This window comes from Wolbachia endosymbiont (group A) of Ischnus inquisitorius, assembly GCF_964026985.1.
Taxonomy (GTDB): Bacteria; Pseudomonadota; Alphaproteobacteria; order Rickettsiales; family Anaplasmataceae; genus Wolbachia; species Wolbachia pipientis.
Genome location: NZ_OZ034715.1, coordinates 254,610 through 276,362, shown reverse-complemented (window position 1 = coordinate 276,362; position 21,753 = coordinate 254,610). Strand labels below are relative to the sequence as shown.

At 35.2% G+C, this 21,753-nt stretch carries 16 protein-coding genes, 1 rRNA gene and 1 pseudogene; 8 read left to right on the top strand and 10 right to left on the bottom strand.

Going from position 1 to position 21,753, the window contains the following annotated elements:
- Positions 1 to 40: 40 nt before the first annotated feature.
- Positions 41 to 1,545 (bottom strand): 16S ribosomal RNA (locus tag AAGD90_RS01465).
- A gap of 153 nt (positions 1,546 to 1,698) precedes the next feature.
- Between AAGD90_RS01465 and AAGD90_RS01460 the strand changes: the two genes are divergently transcribed.
- On the top strand, positions 1,699 to 2,313 hold the full coding sequence (locus AAGD90_RS01460) for a hypothetical protein (RefSeq protein ID WP_264705839.1): 615 nt from the start codon (positions 1,699 to 1,701) through the stop codon (positions 2,311 to 2,313).
- Positions 2,314 to 3,457: 1,144 nt separating this feature from the next.
- On the opposite strand, the gene AAGD90_RS01455 is transcribed toward AAGD90_RS01460, so the two are convergent.
- The 3 genes from AAGD90_RS01455 to AAGD90_RS01445 form a co-directional block, all read right to left on the bottom strand.
- Positions 3,458 to 4,309: a ParB/RepB/Spo0J family partition protein gene (locus AAGD90_RS01455; protein WP_264329416.1), complete on the bottom strand. Its 852-nt coding sequence runs from the start codon at positions 4,307 to 4,309 to the stop codon at positions 3,458 to 3,460.
- Complete coding sequence (locus AAGD90_RS01450) at positions 4,306 to 5,148, bottom strand: ParA family protein (RefSeq protein WP_006280226.1); 843 nt, start codon at positions 5,146 to 5,148, stop codon at positions 4,306 to 4,308. The genes AAGD90_RS01455 and AAGD90_RS01450 overlap by 4 nt, the downstream gene beginning before the upstream one ends.
- A gap of 90 nt (positions 5,149 to 5,238) precedes the next feature.
- The gene (locus AAGD90_RS01445) at positions 5,239 to 7,719 is read right to left on the bottom strand and encodes a response regulator (RefSeq protein ID WP_341811263.1); all 2,481 of its coding nucleotides are present in this window, start codon (positions 7,717 to 7,719) and stop codon (positions 5,239 to 5,241) included.
- Positions 7,720 to 7,879: 160 nt separating this feature from the next.
- On the opposite strand from AAGD90_RS01445, the gene hemF reads away from it, so the two are divergent.
- Positions 7,880 to 8,704, top strand: coding sequence for an oxygen-dependent coproporphyrinogen oxidase (gene hemF / locus AAGD90_RS01440; protein WP_341822006.1), 825 nt, complete (start codon positions 7,880 to 7,882; stop codon positions 8,702 to 8,704).
- Positions 8,705 to 8,828: 124 nt separating this feature from the next.
- A pseudogene (locus AAGD90_RS07150) lies at positions 8,829 to 9,765 on the top strand (IS5 family transposase).
- A 599-nt stretch (positions 9,766 to 10,364) separates the two neighbouring features.
- On the opposite strand, the gene recF reads toward AAGD90_RS07150, so the two are convergent.
- The 3 genes from recF to AAGD90_RS01415 all read right to left on the bottom strand — a co-directional run bounded on the left by recF (position 10,365) and on the right by AAGD90_RS01415 (position 13,563).
- The gene (gene recF / locus AAGD90_RS01425; RefSeq protein WP_341822005.1) at positions 10,365 to 11,462 is read right to left on the bottom strand and encodes a DNA replication/repair protein RecF; all 1,098 of its coding nucleotides are present in this window, start codon (positions 11,460 to 11,462) and stop codon (positions 10,365 to 10,367) included.
- Positions 11,463 to 11,478: 16 nt separating this feature from the next.
- Positions 11,479 to 11,946 carry a thioredoxin-dependent thiol peroxidase gene (gene bcp / locus AAGD90_RS01420; protein ID WP_010963157.1) on the bottom strand — a complete coding sequence of 156 codons (468 nt, stop codon included), beginning with the start codon at positions 11,944 to 11,946 and terminating at the stop codon, positions 11,479 to 11,481.
- Between the two features lie 189 nt (positions 11,947 to 12,135).
- Positions 12,136 to 13,563 (bottom strand): sensor histidine kinase, encoded by a 1,428-nt coding sequence (locus AAGD90_RS01415; RefSeq protein ID WP_209473279.1) that lies wholly within the window; start codon positions 13,561 to 13,563, stop codon positions 12,136 to 12,138.
- Positions 13,564 to 13,628: 65 nt separating this feature from the next.
- Between AAGD90_RS01415 and AAGD90_RS01410 the strand changes: the two genes are divergently transcribed.
- From AAGD90_RS01410 to AAGD90_RS01395, 4 genes are all read left to right on the top strand, one after another.
- Complete coding sequence (locus AAGD90_RS01410; protein WP_065094478.1) at positions 13,629 to 14,804, top strand: aspartate aminotransferase family protein; 1,176 nt, start codon at positions 13,629 to 13,631, stop codon at positions 14,802 to 14,804.
- 14 nt (positions 14,805 to 14,818) lie between these two features.
- The gene (gene rimM, locus AAGD90_RS01405) at positions 14,819 to 15,325 is read left to right on the top strand and encodes a ribosome maturation factor RimM (protein ID WP_006279718.1); all 507 of its coding nucleotides are present in this window, start codon (positions 14,819 to 14,821) and stop codon (positions 15,323 to 15,325) included.
- A 62-nt stretch (positions 15,326 to 15,387) separates the two neighbouring features.
- On the top strand, positions 15,388 to 15,954 hold the full coding sequence (efp, locus tag AAGD90_RS01400) for an elongation factor P (RefSeq protein WP_006279719.1): 567 nt from the start codon (positions 15,388 to 15,390) through the stop codon (positions 15,952 to 15,954).
- 8 nt (positions 15,955 to 15,962) lie between these two features.
- Positions 15,963 to 16,658, top strand: coding sequence for an inositol monophosphatase family protein (locus AAGD90_RS01395; RefSeq protein ID WP_006279720.1), 696 nt, complete (start codon positions 15,963 to 15,965; stop codon positions 16,656 to 16,658).
- A 118-nt stretch (positions 16,659 to 16,776) separates the two neighbouring features.
- Here AAGD90_RS01395 and hemA read toward each other — a convergent pair whose 3' ends face one another.
- Together hemA and AAGD90_RS01385 are read right to left on the bottom strand one after the other, a co-directional pair.
- A complete protein-coding gene (gene hemA, locus AAGD90_RS01390) occupies positions 16,777 to 17,985 on the bottom strand; it encodes a 5-aminolevulinate synthase (protein ID WP_264373642.1) in 1,209 nt (402 codons plus the stop codon).
- A 64-nt stretch (positions 17,986 to 18,049) separates the two neighbouring features.
- On the bottom strand, positions 18,050 to 20,749 hold the full coding sequence (locus AAGD90_RS01385) for a hypothetical protein (protein ID WP_341822004.1): 2,700 nt from the start codon (positions 20,747 to 20,749) through the stop codon (positions 18,050 to 18,052).
- Between AAGD90_RS01385 and AAGD90_RS01380 the strand changes: the two genes are divergently transcribed.
- Positions 20,731 to 21,563 (top strand): IS5-like element ISWpi1 family transposase gene (locus tag AAGD90_RS01380; RefSeq protein WP_341821644.1). Its coding sequence is split into 2 segments (ribosomal slippage): positions 20,731 to 21,100 and positions 21,100 to 21,563, totalling 834 coding nucleotides; the frame shifts between segments, so codons are not numbered across the junction. The genes AAGD90_RS01385 and AAGD90_RS01380 overlap by 19 nt on opposite strands.
- Here the strand turns inward: AAGD90_RS01380 and AAGD90_RS01375 are convergent.
- The gene (locus AAGD90_RS01375; protein WP_341822003.1) at positions 21,543 to 21,734 is read right to left on the bottom strand and encodes a hypothetical protein; all 192 of its coding nucleotides are present in this window, start codon (positions 21,732 to 21,734) and stop codon (positions 21,543 to 21,545) included. The genes AAGD90_RS01380 and AAGD90_RS01375 overlap by 21 nt on opposite strands.
- Between the last annotated feature and the right edge of the window lie 19 nt (positions 21,735 to 21,753).

Here is a 21,753-nt window from a genome sequence, read left to right as displayed (position 1 = left end):
ACAACACCATCATTAAAAATGGTAAATTATGTGCAAAGCCTAAGGAGGTAATCCAGCTGCAGATTCCCCTACTGCTACCTTGTTACGACTTCACCCCAGTCACCGATCCCACTTTAAATAACTCCCTCCTTGCGGTTAGGTCGTTAGCTTCGAGTGAAACCAATTCCCATGGCGTGACGGGCAGTGTGTACAAGACCCGAGAACGTATTCACCGTGGCGTGCTGATCCACGATTACTAGCGATTCCAACTTCATGCACTCGAGTTGCAGAGTACAATCCGAACTGAGATGGCTTTTAAGGGATTAGCTTAGCCTCGCGACTTTGCAGCCCATTGTAGCCACCATTGTAGCACGTGTGTAGCCCACTCCATAAGGGCCATGATGACTTGACATCATCCCCACCTTCCTCCAGTTTATCACTGGCAGTTTCCTTAAAGTCCCCAGCATTACCTGATGGTAACTAAGGATGAGGGTTGCGCTCGTTGCGGGACTTAACCCAACATCTCACGACACGAGCTGACGACAGCCATGCAACACCTGTGTGAAACCCGGCAGAACCGACCCTATCCCTTCGAATAGGTATAATTTCCATGTCAAGGAGTGGTAAGGTTTTTCGCGTTGCATCGAATTAAACCACATGCTCCACCGCTTGTGCGGGTCCCCGTCAATTCCTTTGAGTTTTAATCTTGCGACCGTAGTCCCCAGGCGGAATGTTTAACGCGTTAGCTGTAATACAGAAAGTAAAACTTCCCATATTTAACATTCATCGTTTACAGCGTGGACTACCAGGGTATCTAATCCTGTTTGCTCCCCACGCCTTCGCGCCTCAGCGTCAGATTTGAACCAGATAGACGCCTTCGCCACTGGTGTTCCTCCTAATATTTACGAATTTCACCTCTACACTAGGAATTCCTCTATCCTCTTTCAATCTCTAGATTAGCAGTTTTAAAAGCAATTCCAAGGTTGAGCCTTGGGATTTCACTTTTAACTTACTAATCCGCCTACGCGCCCTTTACGCCCAATAATTCCGAATAACGCTAGCCCTCTCCGTATTACCGCGGCTGCTGGCACGGAGTTAGCCAGGACTTCTTCTGTGAGTACCGTCATTATCTTCCTCACTAAAAGAGCTTTACAACCCAAAGGCCTTCTTCACTCATGCGGCATGGCTGGATCAGGCTTTCGCCCATTGTCCAATATTCCCCACTGCTGCCTCCCGTAGGAGTCTGGACCGTATCTCAGTTCCAGTGTGGCTGATCATCCTCTCAGATCAGCTATAGATCATTGCCTTGGTAGGCTATTACTCCACCAACTAGCTAATCTAATATAGGCTCATCTAATAGCAATAAATTTTTCCCCCGTAGGGCGTATACGGTATTAGTTGCCGTTTCCAACAATTATTCCGTACTACTAGGTAGATTCCTATACATTACTCACCCGTCTGCCACTAAGTTATACCATAGCAAGCTACAATATAACTCCGTTCGACTTGCATGTGTTAGGCCTGCCGCCAGCGTTCATTCTGAGCCAGGATCAAACTCTCAAATTTAGACTTCAACCTATAAAAGGTTGAGGGTACATCGGATAAATCCGACAAAAAATAATTTAGCTTAATACTGCTGTCTTTATTTCTACTTTAGAAATATTTTAATCTCCAACTATTCAAACAACTTTAAGAATATTATTATGTGATATAATCACTATGTCAATATGTTTTTGCAAATCAAAAGCATTAATGTATAAATATATAACTATTTGGAATATTACCATGAAAAAATACATCTTTCTGCTTGCACTCGCGCCAATGTTAGTTGGCATCACATTATACTTATTGCGCAACATTGATAACACAAAACAATCTATAACTGCAGGTGACAAGTTTTACGAAGTATTATTCTTAAAAAAAGATAATAAGCCGCTGCTAGAAGAAATAGATTCAAATTGGGAGTATTTAGCAAATTTTGAACGCGCATTCAATCATATCTCAGATTCAATGCCAACAGACACAGCATCTATTTATAATGATTTGGCAGATGATAAAGATGCTCCTAATGTTTTGCGTGAGTTAGCACAATATTTAGAAGTAATGAGCTTACTTCACTCCAACGGTGAAAAAATAAATAAAGATAAAATTGATAATTTAGAATCAAGTGCAGTGTATCCTTATTCAAGCCAAGAAGCTATCGCTGTAGTAAAGATACACAATAACGACATTAAAGGTGCAACTGAAGTATTGCGTTCCCTATTAAATGACAGAAAATGCCCTACTCTAATAAAGGCTAATGCACAAGAATTACTCAGGATATATGGGAGTTAACTCATTGGACTTTTTGCATAGCTTTTGGCAGCGCATTGGATGAAACGAAAAACTTCCTTGACAAGCCTCGCCAGCTCCCTTATCATAAAACTGAAGCTATTTATTTATCTTCGCAATCTGTGCAGGTTAATGACAAAAAACTTAGGGTATTTGGCGTCTCATGTTTAATTTTTCGCACTACGTGCATCGCATGTCTTTAAAAATTTCTGGGTTTTTACCTATATAAGCCGAAACGCGCTTACAAAGCGTTTAAGACAGCAAAAAACGTCAAATTGACAAGGGAGAATTTGAATGCTAGCTACTACGGGGTTTCTTTGCCTTTTTTCCTGCTTAGTAAATTTCTTAAACACTTGCGGTGTAGGTTAGTTGCAAGTTAAAAGCAGCTAAATCGCTCTTAATCAAGCGTTTTAGAATAAAAAAAACGCCGATATTTTAGTACATGGTAAATAGCCAACCACCACGGGGTTTCTTTTGCCTTTTTTTTCATTTGGTAAATTTTTTAAATATTTATGGCTAAAGATTGCACGAATGTTGCAATTACAAAAACGATTTCTACTAGGGTGTCATCCCAGTGTCACGCACTGGGATGACACCATTCTTTTTCCTGGATCCAAGTAGTCAGGGCACTGGGATGACAGCTACCCTGACAATCGTCATCCCGCTGCTTGTTAGCGGATACCGCGGCGGTATGACGTAGAAGTTATACTTTTATGCTTACCAACTTAATAAAATTCCTGGATTCCAGTGGGCTTTGTTGCATCGCTAGCTATGATGGATTAAAGATAAAAAAGATAGGGAATATCAGTAGCTTATTATTCTGGTATTTATAACAAGAACGGTCAATGAATACCTAAATTTGAGTAAAAGAAATTTCACTACCATTTACCAATCCGGCTAAAATTCAAGAATTTCAATGCTTTAGCTATTTTCAATAGAATTAAATTTATTAATATAAATAACAAATTACTATTCTTAAATTTGATCAGATTGATTGCAAAAAAACAAGATTTTCAATAGGTTGCTTATAATCCTAACTATAGTTAGCCTTTCATAAGTAGCGATGCAACAAAGCCATTCCAGTGTCAGCTACTTTCATGACACCAACAGTTGATATTGGTTTGTTGCTTTGCTAGCCAACTACTAGCTATGCCTCAAGTTTCCTATTCAAAATTTTCAATATCAAATCCAATTCATTTGGATTATCATACCGTATCATAACTTTACCCTTAGAATTGTTGTCATTAATTTTGATCTTTAAACCAAGTTGAGAAGATATAGCGCCCTCTATTACTGCCATATCTTGATTTTTAGTATATTTCCGCTCTTTTTGATTATTATTTTGGTGTAAGTCTTTTATCAATTTTTCAGTTTGTCTAACACTTAAGCCCTGAGAAACTATTTTTTCTGCGATACTTTCCGCATTTTCAACATTAATCAGTGTTCTTGCATGGCCCATAGACAATTTTTTTTCGTTGATCATTGTTTTCACCCTACAGGAAAGTGACAACATCCGAATCATATTGGTTATGTGGCTGCGGCTTTTGCCTATAGCTGAGGCTAGTTCCTCATGTGTATAGGAGAACTCATCTATCAGTTTCTTATACGCTTCACCTTCTTCTATTGGATTAATATCTTGTCTTTGTATGTTTTCAATAATGGATACTTCCAAGCATTCCTTGTCGTTCAAATCTTTTATGATAACCGGTGCACTATTAAGATTTGCAATCTTGCTTGCTCGCCAACGACGTTCTCCAGCTATTATTTCGTAACCATCATCATTTGAATCTTTGCGTACCACAATGGGCTGTATAATGCCACTCTTCTTTATCGAATTTGCAAGTTCTCTTAATGACTCCTCGTCAAAATGTTTCCTCGGTTGAAATTTACTTGGGTGCAGTAATGAAATAGGCAAATACTCTTGTCGATCTTCTTTATTATCATAATTATCGCCTATGAGACCGGCAAGACCTCTGCCGAGGCGTCTATCATCCTTCATACCACGCCCTCGCTCACTAGCTTCTTCTCCTTACAACTGCTCGCGTGCTTTTTTAAAATTTCCCTTGCCAAACTTATATACGCTTGTGCACCAGGACATTTAAGATCATACACAATAGCAGGTTTTCCATGAGAAGGTGCTTCTGATAACCGTACGTTACGTGGAATAACAGTCTCATACAATGGGATGATAGTTTTGTATACTTTATCATTTAAATACTGACAAATATCGTTTTTAATCTGCTCACTAAGTTTGTTGCGCCTGTCATACATTGTTAACACTATCCCTTCTATTGCCAAAAAAGGGTTTAGGTTATTCCTTTTTATTAGCTCCACAGTTTTAACTAAATGGCTTAATCCTTCCAGAGCAAAAAATTCACACTGAAGAGGAACAATAATAGAATTAGCAGCAGTCAAAGCATTTATGGTCAGAAGCCCAAGTGATGGAGGGCAATCGATGATTATATACTCATAATTATCGCGTATCTTCTCCAATGCGCTTTTTAGTACGAATTTTCCTCGCTCAAGTTGCGATAATTCAATTTCTGCAGCTGACAAATCAACTACTGACGAAATTAGCGATAAATTCGGAATTTCCTTTATATTGAAAATTGCCGATTCTATCAATTTATTTTCGCTGCTTAGTAGTATTTTGTATATGTTTTTTTCTTCCCTACTACGGTAAGAAATCCCGAGTCCGGTGCTAGCATTTCCTTGAGGATCAAGATCTACCAATAAAGTGCTTTTTCCCACAGCAGCAAAGGCTGTCGATAAATTTATACTAGTTGTGGTTTTGCCAACTCCACCCTTTTGATTTACTATTGCAATAATCTTGCTCACGCCTTTTATCTTATGTATAAAATAATTCTATTGTATATATGCAAGAAACTTTTGCATTAGAAAATTTTTTTGTTGTTAACCACACTAAAATTAGACTGTCTTTTTTGCTTTGTGTAACACACTTTGAACCTTGTTTCCTAATTCATTCAGAGTGAATGGTTTTGGCAAAAAGTGAAAATCTTCTATATTGATGTCATCACTCTTTAAAAAAGCATCTTCTGCATACCCAGAAATAAAAATAACGTTGATATTTGGCCTATGGATCAATGCTTCTTTAACTATTTCTGGGCCGCTCACCTCTGGCATGATTACATCAGTGATTATAAGATCTATATGTTGACTTTTTTTACTGATTATTTCTAGCGCCTCGCTGCCTATGCTTGCTTCTATTACATCAAATCCTTTTCTTTTGAGTGCTTTAGAGATGAATTCCCTTACTGAATCTTCATCTTCGATTAATAAAATTATACCATTACCTTTAATTTCACTTACTACCGGTTTTTCTGTTTCTTCACTATCTTCCTCTCTATCATTTTCATCTGATATGTAAACCATGGGCAAAAATATGCTAAATTTAGTTCCATGATTTACTTTGCTAGCAACATAGATGTATCCTTCAGTTTGTTTAATAATGCCATATACAGTAGAGAGGCCAAGACCTGTACCAGAGGTAATATCTTTGGTAGAAAAAAATGGATCAAAGATCTTTTCAGTTGTATCACTCGTCATTCCACATCCAGTATCAATTACTTCAATCACAACATAATTTCCATGTTCAATCGCTTCCTTGTCTGGAGAAAACATATCCTGAGGTGTAGAATTTAATGAGTCAATCTTTTGATTAAAGGTTCGTATAGTTAATTCTCCGCCCTTTTCCATAGCAGCACTAGCATTGACTGCTAAGTTAAGTATAACTTGCTCTAATTGCCCTTGATCAGCCCTAACAGCACCCAAGTCTCTACCATAATAAATATTAAATTTTATATTTTCACCTATTAATCTTTTTATCATTTCATAAAGATTAGCTATAGTATTATTTACATCAATAATTTTTGGCTGCAAGGTCTGTCTTCTTGAGAAAGCAAGCAATTGTCTTACTAAATTTGATCCACGCTTTGCATTTTGCTGTATCTGTATTATATCTCCAAAAGATGGGTCACCAGCTGAGTGTTGGAGTAAAAGCAAATCGCAAAATCCTATTATCCCAGTCAATATATTGTTGAAATCATGCGCAATACCACCTGCTAACTGCCCTATAGCTTGCATCTTTTGATAATGCTCAAGCTTTATCTCTAGGTTTTTGTGTTCAGTATTGTCAATAAAATAACAAAGTATGAAGATCATTTTATTATGAAGAAACTTATTGAAATATATTTTTATGTTATTACCGCCGTTGAGCTGTACATCAAAAGACGCATTATTTATTCTATTACTCGAAAAATATTCACGTATTTTCACATGATAACTATCCAATATCAACGTAAAGATTGAATTATTATCTGACCCTGCAAGCTTTATTAGTGCCGTATTTTTCTTTACAAAGTTGCCGTTTATGTCACATTGTGCAATAGCAATTGATGAATTTGCAAAACAAGGGTGTAATTGATAATCAACAATATTTGATTCGGTTGGTGTTATAAAGCCATATATATAGCTATGGTTGTATTTATCACAAAATATAGCAGTGCTCATATAAGCCTTGAATGGAATACCACTTATAGTAAAAAACAAAATTTCATTATCGGTTGTTGTATTGTTATATTTAGATTGAGATATAAAATCACTGATTGAGCTACCTTTTTCCAGTTTTTTTAGTTCAAATATGTCTAAAAATCTTTTATTTACAGATAAAATCACCCCTTTGGCATTTGCAATGTAAGTTCCTATGCTGTGTTTTTCTATTAACTCTTCATATATCTGCTCCTTGTTTATCTGTGTTGCTTTTAATACAAAATACCCATCTGGCCTTGCTATTGGCACTAATGATAAATTTAAAATCTTATTACTATTTATAGCAATTTGGGGATTATCTGGTATCGGCTCAAAGAGCAAAAGAAAGTTAGATACTCTATTCTTCTTGTTTAAGGAAATGCATACCTGTACAGAAGAGTTATTTTTTAGTGCATGATAGAGTACTTTTTTGTCTGCTTCTGAAACATCTCCTATTTCAAGAATCTTGCCTAACGTAATGTCATCATCTATATGATCTTTAAACCTTTCGTAGAACCTTGCGTCAGCATAAATAATACCTTCATCTTTATGTAAAATAAGGCAAAATTCTGTATTATGATTTAGTGCATTTGCAAATATTGCATTTTGAAATTCTATAGTATTAAGTAGGTATCTGTAGCGTTTTACATTATAAATCATAAAGAGAGTTGTTAGAATGCTAACTAATAAATTAATCTCTATATTAATATGCTGACTATATATATCAAAAAAGTAGAGTATCGATATTGCTACTGGAGGTAAGAGCATAATAACTGCCATCACAACAATTGACATTCCATAATTTCTTAGTATGAAGTCAACCCTGTTCTCTTTTTTGTTATCTATGTATCTTTTATTCATTATTGTTACTTGGCATTGTTGTACATACGAAAATGTTCTATTATATTGATTTAATTATTATAGATTTATTAACGTCTTTGATAGATAATTATCATCCAAATCTAATTAAGTTCCTTAAATATCAGATATAACAATGTTAATAAGCTAGCAAGAGGATATTATGGAAAAACAAAAAACACAAGCATTTAAATGGTTCTGTGCACTAAGAGATAAGATTATAGAATCTTTCTTATTAATTGAAAAACAATCATCCGCAGAGCCAAAAATCGAAAAGAGAAAGTGGGATCGCCCAGGTGGTGGAGGTGGTGAATCTACAATTATTTTTGGTAATGTTTTTGAAAAAGTTGGAGTAAACGTTTCAAAAGTACACGGAAAATTTGCAGATTCAGCCATTAATGAAATTCCTGGTGCAAGTGAAAGTAACGGAGAGTTCTGGGCAAGCGGTATATCTTTAGTGTCTCATATGCAATCGCCCCTTATCCCTGCAGCACATATGAACACAAGGCTGATATATACTTCAAAACAATGGTTTGGTGGAGGAATGGATTTTACGCCAATATATAGAAATGAAGAAGATTGCAAGTATATTCATGAATCAATCAAAATGACATGTGATAGATTTGACACCGGATATTATCCAAAATTTAAAGAGCAATGTGACAACTATTTTTTCTTACAACACAGAAAAGAGCCGCGTGGTATTGGTGGCATTTTCTATGATAATCTGAGTTCTAGCAACTGGAAAAACGATTTTGAGTTCACAAAAGCAGTAGGTGAAGCCTTTTTGGAAATTTATTTGCACATCATACGTAAACATATACAAAAATCTTGGACAAAAGAACAACGAGAAAATCAATTAATAAAACGTGGCAGATATGTAGAATTCAATCTGTTATACGATCGTGGCACAAGGTTTGGTTTAATGACTGACGGCAATCCAGATGCAATTATGATGTCAATGCCACCACTTGTTAAGTGGTTATAGAGAGCTGCTATTAGTAGAAAATAAATCATCATAGTTTAAAATTGTACCATGGTAGTGAGCTTTTAGAGGTTGTCCGGAAACAAGTAAAAGGCTATAATATCTGAAATTTTAGTACGTGGTAAAGATGAGAAAAAAGTATCCAACAGATCTAAGCGAAAGGGAATGGGCAAGAATAGAAAAACACTTCAGAGTATCATACAAGAAAGGAGGAAGGCCGCAAAAGTATAGCAAAAAAGAAATATTAGAAGCAATTTTCTATGTATTGCGTACAGGGTGTCAATGGCGGTATTTACCAAATGATTTTCCGCTATGGAAGACTGTGTATGAGCAGTTCAGGCAATGGAAGAAGCAGGGAATTTTTGAGAAAATGAATTATGAAATTACAAAATATAGTAGAAGAAAAATAGGAAGGAATGAGCAGCCGAGTGCCTGTATAGTAGATAGTCAATCTGTAAAGACTACAGAAAAGGAGGGATCAAAGGCTATGATGGAAGTAAAAAAGTAAAGGGTAGAAAAAGGCATATATAGCCTTTCTTATAATAGTCCGAATGCGATAAGATATGTGTTTATGGCTATAGCAGGCCAGTAGCATATTACGGTCTGTTCGGATTATTGTAAAAAGAGCTATAATTACAGACACTCAGGGTTTTATACTAGGTTGTTACGTAGGCGCTGCTAACGAAAATGATAGAGATGGTATTAAAATAGCATTAAACAATATGAGAACAAAATATACTAAAGTTAAAAAAATGTGGGCTGACATGGGATACCAAGGAAGAAATTTAAAGAATCACATAAAGGAAGAATATGACATAGATATTGAAATTGTTAAAAGGCCTCCATGTAGATTTTGGGTGCACAAAGATACGCCACCTGAGCTACTACCAACAAGAGAACAAGGGTTTAAAGTACAGCCAAGAAGATGGGTTGTAGAAAGGACTTTTGCTTGGGTTAATAGGAATAGAAGGCTATCGAAGGAGTATGATTTACTCACAACATCCACTGAGAATTTCATATACCTAGCTATGAGTAGGGTTATGTTAAAGAGGGAATATGCTTGAATTTACTAGTTTCCGGACAACCTCTAAAGTCTGGATTCCAGCGTCACGCGCTGGAATGACAAGGCTTATCGTCATGTCACCGCGAACCGTCATACCGCGATTCATTCGCGGTATCTCAGCCGCTAACAAGAGATCCCGCTAACAAGTAGCGGGATGACGGTTGTCGTTTAGCCATAAATATTTAAGAAATTTACCAAACGAAAAAAAAGGCAAAAGAAGCCCTGGTCATTGTCTATTTTCAGTATTGGCGTTTTTTAAGTCTTAAACACTGCAATTTAGCTGCTTTTGAATGCAACTCACCTTAGTTTGAATGTTTAAGAAATTTACTAAGCAGAAAAAAAGGCAAAAGAAACCCCGTGTTAGCTAGTTGTCACTCTCTAATCCTGCAAAATCGGCGTACTATACTGTCTTAAACGACTTATAAGCGCGTTTCAGCTTATATAGGTAAAAACCCAGAAATGTTGTGAAGACATAAGGTGCACATAGTGTAAAAAATTAAAAATAAGACGCCAACTACGTTGTTTTCTTGCTGTTTAATCTGCACAGATGAAGATAACTGAATACCTTCAGTATCATGATAAGGGGGCTGGCGAGGTTTGTCAAGGAAGTTTTGCATTTAATTCATTTGATAATTCAAAAAACTTGAAAGAATAAAGATAGCTATTGAAATTATCTTGATTTACATCAGTTATCCAAGTTTGACATTGAATACTTAACACTTCCTCCATTAACGCCTTTCTGTAATGTTTATCCAGATGAGACATTATATCATCAAGTAGAAGAAGTGGTGCCTTATTGTAATGAATACACCTTGCTTTTACACTGGATAAAATAATAGAAAGCAGTAATAACTTTTGTTCTCCAGTGGAGCACAGATTTATTGGTACGTTTCTTTTTTGACAAAAAACCCGAAAATTATCGTTATGCACACCAAAGGTTACTCTACCAGTCAATGAATCTTTTTCTCTGTTTTCCTTTAGACGATTCTGAAAATATTCTGCAGTATCGTCCAAAGTTAGCTGGCTGCTGAATTTCAAACTTGCCTTCGGAAAAAACTCACTGGAATGGTTATCAATTGTGTCTTGTAGTGTCTTTAAAACAGACGATCGCATACGTAAAATACTAACTGCATTAACGGCCATTATGTTTTCAAGACTAGAGAGCCAATTTTCGTCCAAGGTGTTCTCTCTCAACAGTTTACTTCGCTCACGTTTAGCTTTTCTGTGTTTCATGTAGCAGCAAGTGTAATTTTCCTCAAACAGTGAGACTATACGGTCTAAAAATTTTAATCTGTCACTTGGAGAATTGAGAAGAACATAGTCCATTTGTGGAATCAGCCATATTACATTGGATATCTTATACAAAGATGAATAACTCGATTGCGTTTTTCCATCAATTTGTATTAGTTTCTTATCAAAACTCTTTGTGATACCAATTGAATTAAAATCCATTCCATTAAAAAAATCATAGTGCACTACCCAATCTTCATTACTGAATCTATTTTGTATCTCACTGGCTTTTGCTTTTTTCATTCCATTGCTTTTAGCAAGCAACGAGATTGCTTCAAGTATATTAGTTTTACCAATAGCGTTTTTGCCAGTTATTACAACTGAGCTATCATCTGAATCCAGTTCAAAGTTTGAGTGGCTACGAAAATTATGTAATTTCAGCTTTTTTATGTAGCAATGGGTAGCCATTAACCTATTCTTTAGTTTATATTCTCTTTACTTCTTCCAGAACCTCATCAACATGTCCACTAACTTTTACATTTTTCCAGATCTTCACTATTTTACCTTTTTTATCTATTAAAAAAGTAGTGCGTTCTATTCCCATATACTTTTTGCCAAACATACTTTTCTCTACCCAAACACCATATTTTCCCAACATTTCAGCATTCTCATCAGAAACTAAAGAAAACGGCAGAGAATATTTTGCTTTGAAGTTAGTGTGACACTTAACACTATCTTTTGATACACCAATTATCACTGTGTCAAGGAAAGAAAAATCATCTATTTTATCTCTAAAGCCTTTTGCCTCCATTGTACAACCCGGAGTATCGTCTTTAGGATAAAAATAAAGAACTACATTTTTTTTATCAAAAAATTCACTCAGTGATAAATTTTCACCAGAATCTGCTGGCAAGCTAAAATCGGGTGCATTATTTCCTACTGCTAATTCCATACCTTGCTCCATTAATAACACTTCCATCTATAGTAGTATATTGTAGTCAGAGTATCAAATTTTATATATAGCTAACAGATAAGATTCTTGATGGGGGCTTATTGATGAATTTCTGCCTACCTTCTCGGCTTGCCGCTTTTGATAAAGTGTGGTTTTCGTCTGATGTAAGGCCATATCAAATAGATCCTATTAAAAATCAATCGAATCTTCACATGTTTGTTCTTCATAAAAGAAGTTCAATGTTATCGTAGTACCAAGTTTTGCTTCACTTTTAATGTCAAAAGTTCCACCCATTAACTCTACTAATTTCTTGCTTAGCGGCAATCCGATGCCCGTACCTTCGTTTCTATACCCCGAATCTGCTTGGCCAAAAACAGACATAACTTTATATATGTCCTGCTGCATTATTCCTATTCCATTGTCATGAAACTCAATAGTTAATAAGTTTTTTTCTATATTTTCTTTTATCACCATTCTTATTAAACCATCTTTGGGAGTAAACTTGATTGAGTTTGATAATAAATTTATTATAACTTGTTTCATTCTCTTGGGATCTGCAATGACTAATAATTGTTTATTAGTCATCTCTTTTTTTAAATTAATCCCGGCTTCTTTTAATTTAGGTAATAGCATATTTACGCATGAATCCATTATTTTGTTCAGGTTAAACTTCACTTTTTCTACTGTTAAACTACTTGATTCAGCTTTAGAAAAATCGAGCACATCATTAATTAAGGTAAGTAAGTGTGTTCCTGCATTATATATATCGTCTGCATACTCCTTGTATTGAGAATTATCCATTGAACCTAAAGTTTTATTTTTGATCAACTCCGCAAATCCAATAATAGCATTAAGAGGTGTGCGTAATTCATGTGTAACGCTTGCAAAAAACTTTAGCTTGTTTGCATTTTCTTGCTCTAATGTCTCTTTTATCTGCTGTAATTCAATGTTAGTTTTATGTTGCTTGGCTAGCATTTGGGTATTAGAAAAGTGCAAATAGAACATTATTAATATTAAGATTATTAATAATAGGCCCAAAAATGTTAAAAACAGGCCATATGCTATAACATAAGAATTATTGTAGTTTCGAAGAATCTTCAAAAAAAACGACGGTTTAACGCTATTTTCATGGAATATAGGGAAAATAGAAGTTAATGTATTTCCTGTAGTATAAAATATTTCTTGGTTACTTAATAGTTTATCAATTTCATCGTTTGTAAGTAACTGTTCATAATCATAATCTTGAGTGTTAAAATTACTGAATATTATTCTGCCGTTTTGATCATACAGTATTAAGCTGAAATCCTTTACTTTGCTCACTGATTGTAATAATTCAGCACGTAGTTTTACTAGTTGGTTTATGTAGTCAAAATTTTTGTATTTAATGTGATGCTTTTCTATTAGTAAATAATGGTATTTTTTTATTATGCCATTTTCCAGTACGCTTTTTAAGTTTACACTTGAATCACGGTAAGAAGAAAGGAAATTACTCCTTAGTAAATGATTACAATATATCACACTGAATAAAATCATAAAGATCGATGAGAGTAATACAATAACTTTTGTGTATTTGTTTTTCTTCAACGCAGAAAACATCAATTTACCTAGCTTATACATATCCTTCTTATTGTGAAACAACGGTTTTTATGTTATTAATAATAAAATTTAGCATATAATATTTTATGACAATTTCTCCTATTTTGCCAGTTTATTCTCCTGTTAATATAAATTTTTCTCATGGCAAAGGTATCTACCTATATGATGTTGATGGTGAGCGCTACGTAGATTTTCACTCCGGAATAGCCGTTAGTAGCTTAGGTCACACTAATTCGCGATTAATTAGTGCTCTTAAATTGCAAGGAGAAAAATTATGGCATATATCAAATACCTATAATATACCTGCTGCCAATAATTTTGCAGAAAAATTAATAAACAATAGTTTCGCTGACACTGTATTTTTCTCAAATTCTGGATCAGAGGCAGTAGAATGTGGACTTAAGATTGCTAGGATCTATCAAAATGGAAAAGGCAATAAAAATCGTCACAGAATTTTAACATTTCATGGTGCATTTCATGGAAGAACCTTTTTAACTTGTGCTACAAACGATAAACAGAAATTTTCTGAATTACTAAATCCCTACATTGATTGGTGTGATAACATCGAGCCCAATATTGAGAGCGTAAAGAAAGCAATTTCAAGTGGTATAGGCGTTATATTAATAGAACCAATACAAGGGCAAGGTGGTATCAAAGTAATGAATGAAGTCTTTATGAAAGAACTAAGAAGGCTGTGTGATGAAAATGACATATTGTTATTTTTTGATTGCGTACAATGCGGGGCTGGTAGGACAGGAAAATTATTCGCATACGAACATATAGGAGTGGAACCTGATATATGTGCTCTTGCAAAGGGAATAGGCGGGGGGTTTCCGCTGGGGGCTTGTCTTGCAACTGAAAAGGCTGCTAAATATATGGCAGTTGGTATGCACGGTTCCACTTTTGGTGGCAATCCGCTTGCAACCTCAGTAGGTAATGCTGTGCTCGAAGAATTGCTCAGCCCCGGCTTTTTGAAAAATGTTGAAATTAGAGGTAAATACTTAAAAAATAAACTAGAAGACTTAGCAAGTAAATTTCCAATAATAGAGGAAGTAAGAGGGAAAGGGTTAATGCTTGGAATAAAAGTGAAAGCAGACAATCAAAAGTTTGCAGAAGAGTTAAGTCATCGCGGCTTGCTTACTGTTGGGGTAACATCAGATAACGTTGTGAGAATTTTACCTCCACTCATTATCACTGAAAAAGAGATTGATGAAGGCATCGAGATTTTGACTCAATATTTATCTGAGAAATCTTCTGATTAGATACTTGCATTAATATGAACGACAATCTGGTATGCTTAGGAATTATTACCTCTCCTCACGGAATTAAAGGAGCTGTTAAAGTAAAAACCTTTACTGAAAAGCCTGAAAATATCTCCTTATATGGTAAGCTAATAAGTGGTGATGAGAATTATAAAATAGACTCAGTATCCGTCATAGGTGATAATTTAGTAATAGCTACAATAAGCGGAGTAAATTCCCGTAATGAAGCAGAGCTTTTAAGGAATAAGAAGCTATATATAGAAAGAAGCAAGTTACCAGAGCTAAATGATGAGGATGAATTTTACCAAAGTGACCTTGTAGATATGGAAGTAAGGCTGAAAAGTAATGAATTATATGGCTATGTAAAATCTGTGTATAATTTCGGCTCAGGGGATATATTAGAAATTTTAGTTATCAGCACAAAAAAACGTATTATGCTGTCTTTCACTAAAGAGATATTTCCACATATAAATATAAAGGGGAGGTATATAGTATTAAATATACCAGAATTTATTGACTAATAAAGACTTTGATATTTATATAAAGCTATTTATAATTATAAGATCAAATTGAAAATGTAATTATGGCAGAAAGAGCTAACGATATCAGACCAGGTCAGGTGTTGGAACATAACGGCGGATTATTTTTGGTTGTAGGTATTATGCATACTCAACCTGGTAAAGGTGGTGCATACATACAAGCCGAAATGAAAAACATCAAAACCGGAGCAAAACACTATGAAAGATTTCGTTCTGATGCAACAATCAGAAGGGCAATTTTAGATGAAGAGGAATATGTTTACCTTTTCACTGAAGGAAACATTGTAAATCTTATGCATCCAAGTAATTACGAGCAAATCACTATAAATTTGGACTTATTGGGAGAAAAAAAAATTTATTTACAGGATAACATGAAAATTAAAGTTGTAGCTTATCAAGACAAAATAATTTCTGCGCATGTGCCTGATTATGTTACACTTGCTGTGAAAGAAACAGAGTCTGTTATTAAAGGACAAACTGCTACTGCTTCTTATAAGCCTGCAATTTTGGAAAACGGAATGCGCGTTAACGTGCCTCAATTTATAAAAGAAGAGGATAAAATTGTAGTATATACTCCAGGTGACAGCTATTATGAAAGAGTGAAAGAGTAAAAGGAAGAATGTCCCTCTCATCACCACGAATTAATGTGATGCTTGATTCTGTGCGTAATGCTTCCAAGCAGCTTATGCGCGATTTTAATGAATTGCAAATTTCTAATGTTAAATCAGCAGACTTTATTAATAAAACTTATTCAAAATCCAAGCAAACCATATACGATTGCTTGCACGACTACAAACGAGACTATGGTTTTATTTTTGAAGATGATACTGATCAAGAAGTAAAAGATAACACTTATACCTGGTTTATTATGCCTATAGAGGGCAGGGAGAACTTTTCTAGTTGCATGGTTTATTTTGCAGTATCAGTCTGTCTCATTCATAAAAATAAAGTTGTGGCAGCTGTAATTGATGCTCCGGCTCTTAGAGAAACTTTTTGGGCAGAAGAAAAGAAAGGTGCTTTTCTTGAGGATTTTAGATCTCGTCATGTAAAAATGCGAGTGAAAAGCCGTGAAGGGGGTCTAATAGATGTAAGTGGTAATTTGTTAAATAAATTGCTGCCTGGCAATAGTAATGTACGCTCCATAGGTTCAACAATTTTAGGCTTTGCATACCTTGCGGCAGGAAGGCACAGTGGAATAATTTACTCTGGAGTTAACAAATATAAAGCCTTGCTCGGTAGACTTTTTCTGCAAGAAAGCGGTGGAAGGCTAACGGAAGACAACGGGCTAATCATTGCTGGAGATATAAAACTATAGCTAAAGTAATTTATGTTTACCTACAATTTGATAAGCGTAAAACTCGTCATTCCGCTACTTGTTAGCGGAATCCATGCTGAGATACCGCGAATAAATCGCGGTATGACGTAGGGCTGTACTAGCTATAGCATAAACAGGCTACAGAGATAGACAACTTTTCGAAAACTTTTACAAGAGATTCTGTTAAATGCTCTATCATTTCATCGGTATGATAAGGTGTAGGGGTAATACGGAAACGCTCAGTTCCTCTTGGAACTGTCGGGTAATTTATATGTTGAACATATATTCCATACTCATCAAATAATAATTTTGATGCTTTTTTGGATAACTCTGAGTTGCCAATTATTATTGGAATTATATGAGTTTCTGTTGGAATGAAGTTAATTCCTGCATTTCTCAGTGAGTTTTTTACTTTTTCAACGACTTGCTTTTGCTTTTCCCTTTCAATGTTGCTCGATTTTAGGTGCTCAACGCTTGCCTTTGCTGCCGCTGCTAAAACAGGCGACATAGCAGTGGTAAAAATAAATCCTGGAGCGGAACTTCTTATTACATCTACCAAGCTCTTTGAAGACGCTATATACCCACCCATCACTCCAAAAGCCTTTGATAGTGTACCTTGAATAACGGTTATTCTATCCATCAGACCTTCTCTTTCTGCAATTCCGCCACCATGTGAACCATACATACCAACTGCGTGCACCTCATCCAAATAGGTAATTGCATTATGTTGATCTGCCAGGTCGCATATTTCTTTAAGCGGAGCTACATCACCATCCATTGAATATACGGATTCAAGTACTATGATTTTTGGTGTCTTTTTGTCTATAGACTTAAGTAGCTGCTCTAGATGATTAACATCATTGTGTTTAAATATATGTTTTGGCCTTTTTCCTGATTTTATGCCTTCTATCATCGAAGAATGGTTCTTCTCGTCTGAAAAAATTACTACGCCCGGAATAACAGACGATAAAGTGCTAAGTGTTGTCTGGTTAGCGAGGTAGCCACAAGCAAAAGTTAAAGCAGCCTCTTTTTTATGCAAACAAGCTAAGGATTTTTCAAGTTCAACAACCTCTTTTGTTGTACCAGATATATTTCTTGTTCCTCCAGCACCAACAGATGAATTTTGGATAGCGGCAATTACACTCTCATTTTGTGACATTCCCAAATAGTTATTACTGCACCAGACTATTACTTCCCTATTTCTTTCATAGTCCATAATGTGGGGGAGCCTACCTGGTAATGACGCAAAGTGCGTAAATTCACGGTAGCGCCCCTCATCTTTTATATCTTTTATTTTATTCAAGAATATTTCTTCGTAGTTTACCAAGTCCTTATTTACCGATAATTAACATAATTATAATAAATTATTAAATGGTAAACTACTATATTTATTATACATGTACGGCAGTAGGTACTTTCCCCGTGTTGAAAGATTTTTCAACCTCGTTGTTTTCAACTTGGCTTTTAGGTGTACAGTAGTATATAATTACAGCGGCAACCAGACAACAAGCTCCAACTGCTATTCCTGCAGCTAGCATTTCCAAATAAACTGCAATAGCTACTCCTGAAACAACTCCAGCTACTGCTAACGTCCATGTAGCTATGGTAGGCCACTTACTCTTTTGCGTATTTTGTGTTGCAGTAATAGAGGTTGATTGATTGTTTATAGCACTAGTTTTTTCTACTGCTGCAGGCTTTTCCTTACTGTTAATAACACCTCCAATTGTAGACACATTGTCAGCATTCGAAGAAACTTCACTTACCCCCAACTTCTTTTCACAACCCGTAATTTCTGGAGTTGTGGTAAGTGTACTATTGCTTCCGGTATTATTAGAACTTGTAAATTGGTCTCCTGAATTTGGCAAATCGTTGTTCAGTGAAATATTAACATTACCTTGTTTTGTATTATGGTTTTTAATTTCTTTTTTAATTTCTTCTACTTTACCCTTAAAGGGACCGTCTTTATTTTTTACATATTGTGGTACAAGAGTAGGAGAGTTACTTTTTAGAATATTTTCGAGTTCTTCTCTTGAGTTAGTACTGGTTTTGCTTATAAGTCCATCAATCTTTTTCTTAACAGGACTGGCAAGTTGCTTAACACCTTTTTTTCCGCTGCCTTTTTTGATTTCACCCTCCTCAAAATTATTAATTAAAGGCTCCTGCGTTGAAACCCCTGTGTTATTTAAGATAGCATTTTCTTCCTCCCCTGCAAGAACATTTTTTTCTGTCTGTTGACTGCCAGCACTTTTGGATTTTGGGTTTCTTTGACTGCTTGGTTGATTGTTATTCTCTTCATTTACTACAGCCGTATCGCCTTTTATAACAGGTGATACTGCATTATCACTGCTGCTTCTTTTATTAACTTGTGTATTCGCTTGTGTCTGTATATTTGCTTTACTGGAAGTATTGATTAATTTACTACTTTCTAACAAATTTCTAATTAGATATAGATGACTCAAAGTATCTCTATTTTTTTGATACTCATTACGAGTCATACTTGGAGAAAGTTCCATACTTATTTTTTCAAGCTGTTCTGCAACTACTGGTAAAGCTTTCTCAAATTCTTCCTTGCATATTGCCTGAAGAGCTGCGAATTTTAGGTCAACATGCTGACATAAGGGTACAACAACTCCATAACTAGCTTCTTTTATTGCATTTCTCAGTATATTTTGTATGGTTTGCCTGACTACTTGCTGTTTATTATTGAGTATGCTTTGATAAATTTGAACATGAGCTAGAACACTGACTATAATGTCTTGACTTTCAGTATTAGACAATGCAATCAGAATTGATTCATATATTTCATCAAACTCGTTGTTTTTAGATTTATGATCAAGATAATTAATAACATCATTGCTGCATTTAGCACATTTTTCACACAAGTGCTCGATAAATGCAATATTACCAGCATCCAATGCAGTTTTCAGAATTAAATCATAAATTTCTTTTCTGCCACGAGCTCCTATGTTTTTCAGGATTTGTTGCCTTAGTATTGTAATAACTTTATCATCTGCAAATGCTTGTTCATATACATCGTAAATGGCACGATCTGCACTATTAGTGTATCGTTTGCACAGGTATTCAATGACAGATGTGTGTTCCTGGCTTATCGCAGTTTCTAACAAGGTAGCAAAGCTCTTTTTTAATAACTCTTCTGTTGAGGCTTTTTTAGTTAGCTCATTAATATATCTTTCAAATGCATCTAGCACTATCGTGATGAATTCTTCATTTTTGATCAGAGACGCTGTTTCAAGCACACCATACAAAGGATCAGGTTTACTTGTTTTTAACACCTGTCCAAAATCTCTTAAAACGTATTCGACAAAAACTGCATTTAATAATTCTTGCTCTTTTCTTAATGCTATAACTGAGAAAAAGCCAATCTTATTGGATTGGCCAAGTTGTATGGATTGATCTTTTAATTTATCATAAATCCCATCAGTATCATGGAATCTTCCTATAAAAGCTTTAACGTATTCTTGACCACCAACAAGTACAGGTAAAAGACTTAAATTTCCTTCAGCAAAAAGAAAATCCTGATATTGCTCTACTAGCTTGTCATTAGCTGCAATTGCCAATAGTACCAATTCTTTTACTGAATAATCATACTTGAAACCCTCTTGATCAAATTTATATTGTGATAGTACATTTGAATATATATGTTGATGGTTGCTTCCGTTTTGTAACTCCAAATTAAGTTGATTTGAACAGAAATCTTTGAGATTTTCATTATCCAGCGTAATAGACCTGCCTTCATAATCTTCAATATTTTGTACAACCTTGTCTAATTCTTCACAATTATCTTCTTGTATAGCTTGATTTAAGATATTTATAATCTCAGCAAAAGTTAAGTTTTTAGGAATGATACCATATGAATCTTCATCTTTTAACTCTACAGTAAACGACCTATCACAACCATCAGGAAAGTTTGCAAGTATTGCATTCTCTAAACTTAGATCTTCAGGGAATGTACTGCATGGAGTAGCTGGTATCTCTTGACTTTCGCTATCTAAGAGGTTGTCCGGAAACAAGTAAAAGGCTATAATATCTGAAATTTTAGTACGGGGTAAAGATGAGAAAAAAGTATCCAACAGATCTAAGCGAAAGGGAATGGGCAAGAATAGAAAAACACTTCAGAGTATCATACAAGAAAGGAGGAAGGCCGCAAAAGTATAGCAAAAAAGAAATATTAGAAGCAATTTTCTATGTATTGCGTACAGGGTGTCAATGGCGGTATTTACCAAATGATTTTCCGCTATGGAAGACTGTGTATGAGCAGTTCAGGCAATGGAAGAAGCAGGGAATTTTTGAGAAAATGAATTATGAAATTACAAAATATAGTAGAAGAAAAATAGGAAGGAATGAGCAGCCGAGTGCCTGTATAGTAGATAGTCAATCTGTAAAGACTACAGAAAAGGGGGGATCAAAGGCTATGATGGAAGTAAAAAAGTAAAGGGTAGAAAAAGGCATATAATTACAGACACTCAGGGTTTTATACTAGGTTGTTACGTAGGCGCTGCTAACGAAAATGATAGAGATGGTATTAAAATAGCATTAAACAATATGAGAACAAAATATACTAAAGTTAAAAAAATGTGGGCTGACATGGGATACCAAGGAAGAAATTTAAAGAATCACATAAAGGAAGAATATGACATAGATATTGAAATTGTTAAAAGGCCTCCATGTAGATTTTGGGTGCACAAAGATACGCCACCTGAGCTACTACCAACAAGAGAACAAGGGTTTAAAGTACAGCCAAGAAGATGGGTTGTAGAAAGGACTTTTGCTTGGGTTAATAGGAATAGAAGGCTATCGAAGGAGTATGATTTACTCACAACATCCACTGAGAATTTCATATACCTAGCTATGAGTAGGGTTATGTTAAAGAGGGAATATGCTTGAATTTACTAGTTTCCGGACAACCTCTAAAACTTCAAACTCTTCTTCAATACCTGAATCTTCAGAATCTGGTTTTTCAAAACCATGCCAACTTTTGATTAATCTTTCAGGATTTGATTGGCCATGTGAAGTTGTATCCTGTGATACAAAGTCTCTAAAACCTGGACCAAACATGTTTTACCCCTAATTAATA